The organism is Exiguobacterium sp. s39, from assembly GCF_018618925.1.
GTDB classification, from domain to species: domain Bacteria; phylum Bacillota; class Bacilli; order Exiguobacteriales; family Exiguobacteriaceae; genus Exiguobacterium_A; species Exiguobacterium_A abrahamii.
The window spans coordinates 1-234 of record NZ_JACSNA010000016.1; the positions used below are offsets into that span (position 1 = coordinate 1).

1 rRNA gene is annotated in these 234 nt (G+C 54.7%); it reads right to left on the minus strand.

What is annotated here, in order from left to right:
- A 5S ribosomal RNA gene (gene rrf / locus KNQ11_RS16690) occupies nucleotides 1-107 on the minus strand; the annotation flags it as partial.
- Nucleotides 108-234: the final 127 nt, after the last annotated feature.

A 234-nucleotide genomic window follows, 5' to 3' on the forward strand; every position in this document is an offset into this window, starting at 1 on the left:
CGTCCTATCCTCACAGGGGGAAGCCCCCAACTACTTTCGGCGTTCAAGTGCTTAACTTCCGTGTTCGGCATGGGAACGGGTGTGACCACTTGGCTATCGTCACCAGACGACGGGCTCGCGCCCTCAAAACTGAAGTCATCAACAAGCATCTGCTAGAACAAGGCCTCGACCGATTAGTATCACTCAGCTCCACATGTCGCCATGCTTCCACCCGTGACCTATCTACCTCATCGT